The organism is Hydrogenophaga sp. 70-12, from assembly GCF_001897365.1.
Classification (GTDB): domain Bacteria; phylum Pseudomonadota; class Gammaproteobacteria; order Burkholderiales; family Burkholderiaceae_C; genus Hydrogenophaga; species Hydrogenophaga borbori.
On sequence record NZ_MKSS01000181.1, the window covers coordinates 1 to 12767 of the forward strand.

The 12767-nt window shown below is 73.0% G+C and carries 13 protein-coding genes; 10 read left to right on the forward strand and 3 right to left on the reverse strand.

Annotated elements, in window-relative coordinates; all coding sequences use genetic code 11:
* From BGO22_RS10940 to BGO22_RS10985, 10 genes are all read left to right on the forward strand, one after another.
* Positions 1-956 (forward strand): FAD-dependent monooxygenase (locus tag BGO22_RS10940; RefSeq protein WP_286850838.1); only part of this gene is annotated, 956 nt, incomplete at its 5' end.
* Positions 957-1044: 88 nt separating this feature from the next.
* A complete protein-coding gene (locus BGO22_RS10945) occupies positions 1045-1527 on the forward strand; it encodes an acyl-CoA thioesterase (protein ID WP_070398258.1) in 483 nt (160 codons plus the stop codon).
* 208 nt (positions 1528-1735) lie between these two features.
* Entirely contained in the window at positions 1736-2233 is a 498-nt protein-coding gene (locus BGO22_RS10950) for a Csu type fimbrial protein (protein ID WP_070398043.1), read from the forward strand.
* 13 nt (positions 2234-2246) lie between these two features.
* Positions 2247-2939 carry a fimbrial biogenesis chaperone gene (locus BGO22_RS10955; RefSeq protein ID WP_070398044.1) on the forward strand — a complete coding sequence of 231 codons (693 nt, stop codon included), beginning with the start codon at positions 2247-2249 and terminating at the stop codon, positions 2937-2939.
* Entirely contained in the window at positions 2920-5214 is a 2295-nt protein-coding gene (locus BGO22_RS10960) for a fimbria/pilus outer membrane usher protein (protein WP_070398045.1), read from the forward strand. Before BGO22_RS10955 ends, BGO22_RS10960 begins: the two co-directional genes overlap by 20 nt.
* Positions 5211-5708: a Csu type fimbrial protein gene (locus tag BGO22_RS10965; RefSeq protein ID WP_070398046.1), complete on the forward strand. Its 498-nt coding sequence runs from the start codon at positions 5211-5213 to the stop codon at positions 5706-5708. The genes BGO22_RS10960 and BGO22_RS10965 overlap by 4 nt, the downstream gene beginning before the upstream one ends.
* 79 nt (positions 5709-5787) lie before the next feature.
* A complete protein-coding gene (locus BGO22_RS10970; RefSeq protein WP_286850843.1) occupies positions 5788-8184 on the forward strand; it encodes a hypothetical protein in 2397 nt (798 codons plus the stop codon).
* Positions 8185-8251: 67 nt separating this feature from the next.
* Complete coding sequence (hpnD, locus tag BGO22_RS10975; RefSeq protein WP_070398048.1) at positions 8252-9118, forward strand: presqualene diphosphate synthase HpnD; 867 nt, start codon at positions 8252-8254, stop codon at positions 9116-9118.
* A gap of 65 nt (positions 9119-9183) precedes the next feature.
* Positions 9184-10497 (forward strand): hydroxysqualene dehydroxylase HpnE, encoded by a 1314-nt coding sequence (gene hpnE, locus BGO22_RS10980; protein WP_070398259.1) that lies wholly within the window; start codon positions 9184-9186, stop codon positions 10495-10497.
* 160 nt (positions 10498-10657) lie between these two features.
* On the forward strand, positions 10658-11119 hold the full coding sequence (locus BGO22_RS10985; RefSeq protein ID WP_070398049.1) for an SH3 domain-containing protein: 462 nt from the start codon (positions 10658-10660) through the stop codon (positions 11117-11119).
* A gap of 15 nt (positions 11120-11134) precedes the next feature.
* Here the strand turns inward: BGO22_RS10985 and BGO22_RS10990 are convergent, their stop codons facing one another.
* From BGO22_RS10990 to BGO22_RS11000, 3 genes are all read right to left on the reverse strand, one after another.
* Entirely contained in the window at positions 11135-11566 is a 432-nt protein-coding gene (locus BGO22_RS10990) for a GNAT family N-acetyltransferase (RefSeq protein ID WP_070398050.1), read from the reverse strand.
* A gap of 22 nt (positions 11567-11588) precedes the next feature.
* The gene (locus BGO22_RS10995) at positions 11589-12239 is read right to left on the reverse strand and encodes a glutathione S-transferase family protein (protein WP_070398051.1); all 651 of its coding nucleotides are present in this window, start codon (positions 12237-12239) and stop codon (positions 11589-11591) included.
* Between the two features lie 13 nt (positions 12240-12252).
* The coding region (locus BGO22_RS11000) for an HAD family hydrolase (protein ID WP_286850845.1) at positions 12253-12767 on the reverse strand (515 nt) is incomplete at its 5' end.

The following is a 12767-nucleotide window of genomic DNA, read 5'->3' on the forward strand; positions in this document are numbered from 1 at the left end:
AGACCTGGCTGGTGCACAACCACCTCAACCCGCACGAGACCGAGTTCGACTCGGTGGACCGCGACCAGAGCATCCGCCACATCCTGGGCGTGGGCGACGACTTCCAGTACGAGGTCATCTCCAAAGAGGACTGGGTGGGCCGCCGCCTGGTGGCCGACCGCTTCCGCGACCGGCGCGTCTTCATCGCCGGCGACGCCGCCCACCTGTGGGTGCCTTATGCCGGCTACGGCATGAACGCGGGCATCGCCGACGCACTCAACCTGTCGTGGCTGCTGGCCGCTCAAGTGCAGGGCTGGGCCGACCCGTCCATGCTCGACGCCTACGAGGCCGAACGCCAGCCCATCACCGAGCAGGTGTCGCGCTTCGCCATGGACCACGCGCAGAAGATGATCAAGGCGCGCAGCGCGGTGCCGCCGAACATCGAAGCCGCCGACGCGGCCGGCGCGGCGGCGCGCGCCCTCATCGGCGACGAGGCCTACCAGCTCAACGTGCAGCAGTTCTGCTGCGCGGGCCTGAACTACGGCTACTACTACAGCGGCTCGCCCATCATCGCGGCCGATGGCGAGGCCCCGCCGGCCTACACCATGGGCGACTTCACGCCCTCCACGGTGCCGGGCTGCCGCGCGCCGCACTTCTGGCTGGCCGACGGCCGATCGCTGTACGACGCCTTCGGCGCCGGCTACACGCTGCTGCTCACGCAGGCCGGCACCGAGGCCCAGCCCCTGCTCGACGCCGCCGCCGAGGCCGGCGTGCCGCTGACGGTGCTGGACGTTTCCCGCGAAGCGCAGCGCCCGCCCGAGTACCGCCACGCCCTGCTGCTGTGCCGGCCCGACCAGCACGTGGTCTGGCGCGGCGACACGGTGCCCGCCGACGCGCGCGCGCTGGTGGCGCTGCTGCGCGGCGCCGCCCGCACGGACACCAGCGCCGCGCCCAACCCCAGCGCCGCGCTGGCCTGAGGCCGCCCGCCCCCGCCGGCCCCGCGCCGGCGGGGGCCCCCATGCCGTGTACATTGGCGCACCCCGCGTGCACCCCATCGAACCGGCCATGGACCTCCCCACCCACCAGCTGAGCATGACCGTGCTCATGACGCCCGACATGGCCAACTTCTCGGGCAATGTGCACGGCGGCACCATCCTCAAGCTGCTAGACCAGGTGGCCTACGCCTGCGCCAGCCGCTACGCGGGGCGCTACGTGGTCACGCTCTCGGTGGACCAGGTGATGTTCCTGCAGCCCATCCACGTGGGCGAACTCGTCACCTTCCTGGCCTCCATCAACCACACCGGCACCTCGTCCATGGAGGTCGGCATCAAGGTCGTGGCCGAGAACATCCGCTCGCAGGTGGTGCGCCACGCCAACAGCTGCTTCTTCACCATGGTGGCGGTGGACGACGGCGGCAAGCCCGTGCCGGTGCCGCCGCTCAAGCCCGCCACGCCCGACGAACACCGCCGCCAGGCCGCGGCGCGCGTGCGCAAGCAGCTGCGCCAGGAGTTCGCGCAGCGCACCGAGGCCCTGCGCCAGGCGAGCTGAGCCGCGCCGCCCGGCCTGCCGGGAAAGCTTGACAGCGCGCGCCGCCCCGTGCCGGGAAAGCTTGCGACTTGCGGTCAAACCTCAAGAAAACCTGAGCCCGAAACCCGCGCGCTCTAAAGATAGATTGCGGGCCTCCGAGATCGCAGACAGGCACGCACCCCACCCGGACCGTGCGGCTGAGGTCTCGATGTCTGTACAGGAGGTCCCCATGTCCCGCTGTCACACCCCCATTCGCCGCACCCTGGCCGCCGCCAGCCTGTGTCTGGCCACGCTTCCCGCGCTCGCGCAAAGCAGCGCCACCTTCGGCGTCACGGCCACCGTGCTGGCCAGTTGCACGGTGGTCGGAGGCATCCCCCTGGCGTTCGGCATCGTGTCGCCCGGCGTGCAGGCCGACAGCAGCACCGTCGTCACCGCCACCTGCACCGTGGGCACGCCCTACAGCCTCTCGCTCGACGCCGGCACCGGCAGTGGCGCCACGGTGGCCGACCGGCGCATGACCAGTGGCACGGACACCCTGGCCTACCGCCTCTACCGCGACGCCGGGCGCACCCAGCTCTGGGGCGATGGCACCAACGGCACTGTGTTCAACAGCAGCACCGGCACCGGCCTGCTGCAGTCCTTCACCGTGTACGGTCGGGTCCCGTCCAGCGCCACCGCCACGGTGGGTGTCTACGCCGACACCATCACCGTGACCGCCACCTACTGAGGCGCGGTGCGGCATGAAGCGCCTGCTCGCGCCGCTGCTCGCGCCAGTGGTTCTGGCGCTGGCCTTCCCGCCGGCCGCGTTGGCCTTCCAGGTGCGGCCCGTGCGGCTGGAACTGGGCAGCCGCGCCACGGCCTCGCAACTGACGGTGCACAACCCCACCACCCGCCCCCTGCTGCTGCAGGCCGAGGCCTTCGACTGGAGCCAGGACGGCGGGGCCGACCAGCTCAAGCCCACGCAGGCGCTCATCGTCAACCCGCCGATCTTCGAGCTTGCGCCGGGCGCCACCCAGGTGGTGCGCGTGGGCCTGCGCCAGGCGGTGGAGTCGGGCGTGGAGCGCAGCCACCGCCTCTGGCTGAGCCAGGTGCCCACGCCCGGGGACGCGGACGACGGCGTGCAGCTGCTGCTGCGCGTGAGCCTGCCGGTGTTCGTCACCGGCGTGGCCACGCCCGCCGCCCAACCGCAATGGCAGCGCCACGGCGACACGCTGGAGCTGCACAACGCTGGCGGGCGCCACCTGCACGTGCATGGCCTGCAGCTCGTGTCGGACCAGGGCGGCAGCACCCGCTTCGGCCCCTGCTACGCCTTGCCCGGCCAGTTGTGCCGCTGGACGCTGCCGGCCGGCTGGTCGGCCGCCACCACGCGCTACGACGCCGACACCAGCGCGGGGCCGCTTCGCGGGGTGGTCGATGCGGTGGCGCCGCGTTGAGGCCCTGCTGCTCACCCTCGGCCTGTGCGGCGCGATCACGCCCGCGCGCGCCGAACCCGCGCCGCGCCTGCTGGAGGTTTGGCTCAATGGCGAACGCGTCGACGGCTTCGCTCCCCTGATGGAGGATGACGGCCGCTGGTATGCCACGGCCGACACCCTGGCGCGCTGGCGCCTGCGCCCTGCCGATCCGCCGCGCACCATCGCCGGCGTGGCGCACCATGGTCTGCAGGACTGGTCGCCCCGCTTCGACAAGGCCCAGCAGCGGCTGGCGTTGCAGGCGCCGCCCGAGCAGTTCCTGGCCCAGCGCCTGCGCCTGGACGGTCGAACCGACAGCGAGGCGCCGCTGATGGAACCCCTGCCCGGCCTGGCCATGGACTACAGCGTCAACGCCGAACGCAGCGGCGGCCAGAGCAGCACCGCCGCCCTGCTCGACCTGCGCGGCTTCGGCTGGAGCACCGGCGGCCTGGCGCGCGCCAGCGGCGTGCTGCGCGCCGGCGCCAACCCGGCCGGACTGCCACGCTGGCAGCGGCTGGACACCAGCCTGCAGCACAGCGACCCCAGCGGCCTGTGGCGCGCCAGCCTGGGCGACGCCATCACCTGTGGCGGCGAGCTCGCGCCCGCGCTGCGCTTCGCTGGCGCGCAATACGGCACCGACTTCAGCCTGCGCCCCGACCTCGTCACCCAGCCCCTGCCCTCGGTGTCGGGCAGCGCGCAGGTGCCCAGCGGCGTGGACCTGCTGATCGACAACCGCCCCGTCGGCAGCGCCCAGGTGGGCCCGGGCAACTACACCCTGGACCAGCTGCCCGGCGTGACCGGCGCGGGCGAGATCCGCGTGGTGCAGCGCGACCTGCTGGGCGTGGAGCGCGTGCAGGTGGTGCCCTACTACAGCAGCCCGCGCCTGCTGCGCCAGGACCTGCGCGAGCACTGCGTGGAAGCCGGCGTGCTGCGCCGCGGCTACGCCTCGGCCAGCGACACCTACGGTGGCGGTTTTGTCGCCGGCAGCCTGCGCCACGGCCTCAGCGACACGCTCACCCTGCTGGGCCGCGCCGAGGTGGGCCAGGCCGTGCGCGCCGTGCACCTGGGCGCGCATTGGGTGGTGGCGGGCGCGGGCGTGCTCAGCCTGCAGCTCGGGCGCAGCCAGGCCGACGGCGCTGGCGCCGGCCAGCGCACGGCCATCGGCTTCGAGCGCGTGGCGCGCGCCGGTAGCCTGAGCGCCACGATCGAAACCGCCGGCACCGGCTTCCGCTCGCTCGATGGTGCTCGCCTGCCGCAGCGGCGCGCCACCCTGTTCGCCGGCACCAGCATCGGCCAGACCAGCGTGTCCGGTGGCCTGGTCTGGCAGCGCGGCGCGCAGGGGCAGGACACACGCGTGCTCACGGCCGGCCTGCAGCGCCGCCTGGGTGCGCACTGGCACGCGGGCCTGAGCCTGTACCGGCGCGACGGCCAGCTCAGCGCGGCCGTGCTGTTCACGCGCGCGTTGAGCCCCGACACCACGCTGGCCGCGCGCGCGCAGGCCGGTGGCGACGCCGGCCTCACCGTGCAGGCGCAGCGCAGCGAGCCCGACGCCGGCGGCCTGGGCTGGCGCCTGCAGGGGGGCAGCGACGCGCTGAGCGCCCTGGCCGGCGTGAGCTGGCTGGGCCCACTCGGCCGCGTGGAAGCGCAGGCCACGAAATGGCGCCACGACCCCGAGGCCCATCTGCGCGTCGCGGCGCAGGGCGGCGTGCTGTGGATCGGCGGCCAGCCCATGCTGGGCCGCACCATCGGCGAGGCCGCCGCCGCGCGCGTGGACATCGAGGGCATGGGCGGCGTGGGCGTGCGCCTCAACCACCGCGACACCGCCGTCACCGACGCCCAAGGTCGGGCCTGGGTCTGGGGCCTGCAGCCCTGGCAAGAAAACACCCTGGGCGTGGCCGCCGACGTACTGCCGCTGGACGTGGTGCTGGGCGTGCCCGAGCTGCAAGTGCGCCCGCCCGCGCAGACCGTGGTGCGCGTGCGTTTTCCTGCCCGGCGCACGCGCTCGGCGCTGGTCAGCGTGCGCCTGCCCGACGGCAGCCCCGTGCCTCCGGGCGCGCGCGCCTACCGCATGCCCGCTGGCGCCCCGGCCAGCGACCAAGGCGCGCCCTTCGCCCACGGTGGCCAGGTCTGGCTCACCGATCTCGGGGACCTCAACACCTTGCGCGTCGAAGGCCCACAGGGCCTGTGCCGGGTGCGCTTTGCGCTCCCGCCGGACCAGGGCGCCGCCGCCACCCTGGGCCCATTGACCTGCACACCATGAACACCAAGCCCCTCCTGCGCGCACTGCTCCTGCTGGCCGGCCTGCTCTGCGGCACCGCCGCCCGGGCGCAGAGCTGCGGCGTGAGCGCCACGGCCCTGGCCTTCGGCAACTACACCTCGCCCGGCGGCGCGCGCGCCGACAGCAGCGCGGCCGTGCTGGTCACCTGCACGCCGCAGTACCTGCTGCTCGCCTGCAAGAGCAGCTACACGCTCTCGCTGTCCGTGGGCGACCACGCCAGCGGCGCCCAGCGGCAAATGGCCGCCGGCGCGGGCCGCCTGGCCTACGGCCTGTTCAGCGACAGCCTGCGCCAGCAGCCCTGGGGCGATGGCGGCGCCAGCGGTCCCACCACCGGCGGCACCATCACCACCAGCCTGCTCAACCTGGTGTGCCTGCCAGGCAGCAAGTCGCACACCCTCTATGGCCGCATCCCCGCCAACCAGAGCGTGCCGGCCGGCAGCTACAGCGACAGCGTGGTGCTGACGGTGACCTACTGAGGTGAGGAAAAAGTGATGAGCCGCGCAGGACGTGGAGGTTACTGAAGGCGCTTCCCATCCGCTCGCGCTTTCCCTCGACATGCAACGCTTCTCCTCCTTCTTCTTCTCGACCCCCAAGCCACCGTTCATCCCCCGCGCCGAGCACAAACCCCTCATCAACCGAAGCGGCACCGAGGCCACCGTCAAACCCCTGCCCTCCAGCCGCAACGAAGCCAACCGACGCAACGCGCGGTTCCTGGAGGAAGCGCTGAACATCCAGGACCAGCGGGTCCTCGCGCAGGCCACGCAGGCCTTGGAGTCGACGCTCAATGCCCTGCTCGACAGCCGCCCCCCGGTGCTGCGCGTCTGGGATGGCAACGGCGGCTGGCACTGCAGCGCCACGCCAGCGAATGCGCAGCAGGTGGAGCACCTGCTGCACCTCGGCCAGTTTCTGCTCCAGCACCGACAGAGGACGGCCGTGTTCGTGCTGTCGGCGACCGTGCTGCAACTGAAAGACCCTCACCACCCCCACATGCCCAGGCTCATGCTCGCCTGCGGCCAGGCCGTTCGCCAGTCGAGCGAAGCCATCGACCCCCACCTGCTGCAGGCCCTGCAGGGCTTGGCCAGCGACTGCGCCCAGGCGAACCGGCTGTCGCACGATGAACTCGCGCTGTTCCTTTCAGCAGAGAAGGAAGCGCCGCCCCACCCCGCCTTCGACGCCCTGCTGGACCAGCTCGGCGCCAGCGCCGAGCAGCGCCGCCAGGCCCTGGAGCGCGACGACCTGCGGCAGGCGTTCGACACCCTGCAGTCGGGCGAGCCCCCAGCGCTCACGGTGTGGGACGAGGGCGGCTGCCGGCACTGCCTCGTGCCTCCGGGCGACGAGCGTGGGGGGCGCTTCGACCAGTTGGTCTGGTTCGCCCACCAGTTGCAGGCACTGCAGATTCCCGGCGCGGCCGACCTGCTCGCGGCCCTGAGCCTGGCCGCCCACCACCAGGGTGGCCGGGAAATCGACCTGATCGAAAGCTGCGGCAGGGCCCTGCTCGGCCGGCTCACCCCACCGCCCCACGGCCGCGCCCGGCCCGCGCGGGCCGGCGCCCTGCCCCGCGGGGTGTTGAAGGCGCTGTGCGCACGCGTTGGCGAACTGGTCGCCCGTGGCGCGCTCCCCGCCGAATGGCTGCAGACCTTTGAATCGATTGCCCAACAGCACCAGGCCCCGGGCTGCGTGGCCGGGCTTCGCCTGCGGGGCATCAGGCTGGACATCCAGCGCCTGGGCGCCATGGGCGCGGCAGAGGAGCGGCAGGCACTCGCGGCGCGGCTGGTGCTCGACATCGAGAAGGTCCACCGCCTGCTGGGCGCCCATGGCCTGGACGGCAGCAGCGCCCTGGCGTTGATGCGAACGCTGCACGCCGTCTGTGGGAACGACGCCCAGGCCAAGGCCGTGCAAGCGGCCCTGGACGCCATGGGTCAGAAGACCCCGCAGCAACTCGCGCTCGAACAAGGCATCGACGACACGCGCGAGGCGATGGCGTCCTGGCTGCCATCCTTCGACAAGCACCCGGTGGACGGCGCGGTGCGCCTCTACCTGTCGCGCGACGACGCGGCCTCGACCAAGCTCATGCGGCGGCGCCAGAGGCAGCTTGTGCAATACATCGAGGATCTCGCGAACGGCCCCCAGCCCCCCCGCAAGCTCATCGAGCGGCTGGTGGAGTTCACCCTCAGCGCCTTTCCCGCGCCGACCTCGACGCCCATCGACGGCGCGCTGCGCCTGCTCGACCGGCTGGACGGCGCCCCGCTCACCGAGCGCCTGACCCAACTGCTGAAGGCCCTGTCCAGCGGCACCCCATGGACCACACCCCAGCGCGGGCGCCTGATCGCCCTGGTGCTGCGCGCGCCGCTGCCCAGGGCCACGCTGCTGAAGCTCTGGCTGGAGCGGGGGCCCTTGTCGAGTGGCACCCGAACCGAGCAAGAGGCCGTTGGCGCCCTGTGCTTCGGCCTGAACCAACTGGCCAAAGGCACCAAGCCCGAGGCGGTGATGGCGCATGTGCTGCACAGGCTCGACAAGAGCGGCGTCGCCGACGTGCCCGAGTGGCGCCCTTTGGCCCAAGGGCTGCTGATCGCCTGGCTGGAGCAAGACCACGGCGCCGCCCGCCTGCAGTCGCCCGAGCTGCTGCGCTTCGTCGTCGATGCCGTCGTTCCCCCCGCCGAGCACACCGCCATGGCCGAGGAGGCCTGCGCCGAACTGGCCCGCGCGCTGCACCCCACCCTGCTGCGGCTGGACCGGCGCGAGCCATCGAGCCGCCAGGCCGCACCGGTCGATCTGTTCGGCCGCGCGCTGTTGCAGCCCGACCCGCAACACCTCACGCCATTGCAGCGGCCCGAAGGCCTGGGCCTGTTGCAGGCGGCCTGGCGGGCGCTGGTCCCCGAACGGCCCGAGGCCACCGCCCCCCTGCCCGCGACCGACACGCCGGCCACCGAGCCACCGCCCTTCGCCGGCTGACGCCGGGCGCGGCGCACACGGCGCGCCCCGAGGCCCTGGGGCGCCATGCGTACACTCGTGGCACCCCATGAGCCCGCAAGACTACGTCCAGCAGAAGGCCGCCGCCTCCGGCAGCAGCTTCTACTACGCCTTCCTCTTCCTGCCGCCCGAGCGGCGTGCCGCCATCACCGCGTTCTACGCCTTCTGCCGCGAGGTGGACGACGTGGTCGACGAGGTGAGCGATCCGGGCGTGGCGCAGACCAAGCTGGCCTGGTGGCGCGGCGAGGTGGCGCAGGCCTTCGCGGGCCAGCCCAGCCACCCGGTGACGCAAGCCCTGATGCCGCTGACCGCCACCTACGGCATCGAGGCGCGCCACCTGCTGGGCGTCATCGACGGCTGCCAGATGGACCTGGAACAGAGCCGCTACCTCGACTTCGCCAACCTGCAGCGCTACTGCCACCTGGTGGCCGGCCTCGTGGGCGAGGTCGCCGCGCGCATCTTCGGCCAGACGCAGGCGCGCACCACCGAGTACGCGCACCGCATGGGCCTGGCCTTCCAGCTCACCAACATCGTGCGCGACGTGGGCGAGGACGCGGTGCGCGGGCGCATCTACCTGCCCATCGACGAGCTGCAGCGCTTCGACGTGAAGGCGCACGAGCTGCTGCGCCGCGGCGCAGCGCCGGGTGGCGAGACGGCCGACTTTCAGCGCCGCTTCACCGCGCTCATGGCCTTCCAATGCCAACGCGCACTGGCCACCTACGACGAGGCCCTGGCCCTGCTGCCCGACGCCGACCGCCGCAGCCAGAAACCCGGCCTGATGATGGCCAGCATCTACCGCACGCTGCTGCGCGAGATCGCGGCCGAGCCCTTGCTGGTGCTCACGCGCCGCGTGAGCCTGACGCCGCTGCGCAAGTTCTGGCTCGCCTGGAAGGTGCAGGCGCTGGGGCGGCTGTGACCGGCGGGGGCGCCGTCCGGCCGCCCGAAGGCGCCCGCGCCGAGGCCGCCAGCGACGGGGCGTCGGTGGGCAGCGGCCCCAGCGTCGCCATCGTCGGTGGCGGCTGGGCCGGCTGCGCCGCCGCCGTGGCCGCCGTGCAAGGCGGCGCCCGGGTCACGCTGTTCGAGATCACCCACACCCTGGGCGGGCGCGCCCGCCGGGTCGACATCGCCCACCCCGACGGCGCGCCCCTGCCGCTGGACAACGGGCAGCACATCCTCATTGGCGCCTACACCGCCACCCTGGCCTTCATGCGCGCCGTCGGCGTGAACCCGCGCGAGGCCCTGTTGGCGCTGCCGCTGTCGCTGCGCTTCGCCGACGGCCAGGGCCTGGCGGTGCCGCGCTGGGCCGCGCGCTGGCCCGCGCCGCTGGACGCGCTGGCCGCCATGCTCGGCGCGCGCGGCTGGCGCACCACCGAGCGGCTGGCCCTGCTGCGCGTGTCGCTGCGCTGGCGCGCGCAAGGTTTTGCCTGCGGCGCGTCGGACACCGTGGCCACCGTCTGCAACGGCCTGCCCCCGCGCGTGATGGACGAGCTGATCGGGCCACTGTGCGTCTCGGCCCTGAACCTGCCACCCGACCAGGCCAGCGGCGCCACCTTCCTGCGCGTGATGCGCGACGCGCTGTTCGGCCGCGGCGCGCCGGGCTTCGCGCCCTCGGCCCTGCTGCTGCCGCGCCACGACCTGTCCGAACTCGGCCCCGACCCGACCGCGCGCTGGCTGCGCGAGCGCGGCCACGCCGTGCACCTGGGCCGGCGCATCGAACGCATCGAGGCGGACGGGCAGGGCTGGCGCCTCAGCGGCGAAGGCCGGAGCGAGCGCTTCGACCGCGTGGTCTGGGCCACGCCCGCAGCGGTGGCGGCCGACACACTGCGTGGCATCGCCCCCGACTGGGCCGGCACGGCGGCCGCGCTGGCCCACACCGCCATCACCACGGTCTACGCCCTGGGGCCGCGCGAGCACCCGCCCTTGCCCGCGCCCATGGTGTCGCTGCGCGGCGGCCCCGCCCAGTTCGCCTTCGACCGCGGCCGGCTGCGCGCCACCGACACCGGCGTGCTGGCCTTCGTGCTCAGCGACAGCCACGGCGAACGCGAAGACCTGCAGGCCGCCACGCTGGAGCAGGCGCGCGCGCAACTCGGCCTGCAGGGCCTGATCCCGCTGCGCACCATCACCGAGCGGCGCGCCACCTTCGCCTGCACGCCCGGCCTGCGCCGCCCGCCGGCCGCGGTGGCGCCCGGGCTCTGGGCCGCGGGCGACCACGTCGACGGCCCCTACCCCGCCACCATCGAAGGCGCGGTGCGCAGCGGCCAGGCGGCGGGCCAGGCGGCCGCGCGCGGGCGCTGAAAACGCCCCATCCGTGACGTACGGCGGTCTCATGGACCGCTTCGCCCCTCGGCACGGCGAATCGGGGCTGTTAACCTTGGCCCCTCGGGGGAACCTGGGCCGCGCGAGCGGCTCCCACCCCCTTTGTTGTTTCTTGACCCGAGGAAAGGAGCCCATCGCCATGCCGGTCAACACCGTTGCACGATCCCTGTTCCGCGGCCTGTTCGCCCTGAGTCTGGGTGTGGCCGCCATCAGCGCCCATGCCCAGAACATGGTCAGCATCAGCGGCAGCACCGTGAACATGCGCGATGGCCCCAGCCTGCAAAGCACCGTGCTGTGGGAACTGCGGCGCGGCTTTCCGCTGCAGGTGACCGAGCGGCGCGGCAACTGGCTTGAGGTAAAGGACTTCGAGGGCGACACCGGCTGGGTGGCGCGCTCGCTCACCGGCGACGAACCGCACCACATCGTCACCAGCAAGATCCTCAACGTGCGCAGCGGCCCCGGCCTGAACAACGAGGTGGTGGTGCAGGCCCAGTACGGCGAGCTGCTCAAAACCCTGGAAAAGCGCGGCGACTGGGTGCGCGTGGAGCGTGAGACGGGCGAGTCGGGCTGGGTGTCCGAGCGCCTGGTCTGGGGCTGGTGAAGCGCGGGCGGGCGCTCAGTCCTCGCTGAGGTAGCCCCGCTCCAGCTGCTGCTGCGGGTTCGAGAAGATGGCCATGGCCGTCTTCATGCGCAGGAAGCCGAACTTCCGATAGAACGGCTCCTTGCCGGGCACCGCGTACAGGATGATCTTCCTGTGGCCGCGTGAGCGCTCCACGAGGTGGGCAACGATCTGTTTGCCCAGGCCCGTGCCCTGGTGGCTGGGCAGCACGGCGATGTCGCAGAGGTAGGCGCAGTCGGCGCCGTCCGCCAGCGCCCGGCCGGCGCCGACCAGGCGGCCGCCCTCGAACACGAAGCACTTGAACAGGCTGTTGCCGAACACCGTTCGCAACAGATCCGGCGGCTTGTCGCCCAGCGGAGCGTCCCGGTAGAGCGCGCTCAGCTCATCCCAATCGATGCCTTCGGTGGTGTGCCGCCAATCGAGTGCCATGCGCCCGCTCCCGTCCGTGAACTCAGCCGCTCTCGCGCACGCGCAGGTAGGCTGGCCGCTCCAGGCAGCGCCGCACCCATTCGTGCATCAGCGGGTGCGCGCCCAGCAGGGGCCGCGACACGCGCACCCAGTTCAGCACGCTGGCCACGCACAGGTCGGCGACGGTGAAGCGCCCCGCCGCCAGCCAGTCCTGTCCCGCGGCCTGCTGCCGCTTCAGGTGCTGTTCGAGCACGCGCAAGGGCACCGCCAGGCGCCGCTCGGCCGCCAGCGCGAGCTCGGGCTTGCGGCGCTCTTCGGGCATGGCGTGCAGGTGCGCCAGCACCGTGAGCGCGTCGCGCTCCACCTCGTTGACCACCCAGAACGACCAGCGCAGGGCCTCGGCTTCCTCGCGCGCCGTCGCCGGCGCAATGCCGCGGCCATCGGGCCGGCCGTGCACGCGCGCCAGGTACAGGGTGCAGGCCATGCTCTCCCAGACCACCACCTCGCCTTCGGGGCGGCGGTCGATCAGCACCGGGATGTGGCCGTTGGGGTTGAGTTCCAGAAACGCCGGCGTGCGCGTGCTGCCGTCCGCGTAAGGCGTGGGCACGTGCGCGACGTCCAGGCCCAGCTCGGCCGCGGCCCACAGCGGGCGCAGGGCGCGCGACGCGGGAATGCCGTGGATGGTGAGGCTCATGGGGCGAGCGACCTCAGGCCAGTTGGTTGCACAGCGTCATGAGGTCGGCCACGGTGGTGTGCGGCGCCAGCGGCGCGTGGTCCCAGGCGTGGCCGTCGCGGTTGAGCCAGGCCACCTGCAGGCCCGCCACCAAGGCGCCCAGCGCGTCGAGCTGCGCGTCGTCGCCGATGTGCAGCACCTCGCCGGGGCGCACGCCCGCCGCGCTGGCCGCCGCGTGAAAGATGCGCGCGTCGGGCTTGGCGACGCCAAACTCGCGCGCGCTGATGGCCGCGCGAAAGTGCTGGCCCAGGCCGATGCGCTGCACGTCGGCGTTGCCGTTGGACAGGGCCACCACCGGGTAGCGCCCGGCCAGCCATTCGAGCGCGGGCAAGGCGTCGTCGAACAGCTCCACGCGCTGGCGCTCGGCAAAAAACACGTCGAAGGCCTCCTCGGCGAGCTCGGGGTCGTCGCCGGCCTTGAGCAATACGAAGCGGATGGACTCGCGGCGCAGCGCGCTCAGGTCGTGCGACAGATCGGGCCGCTTGATCT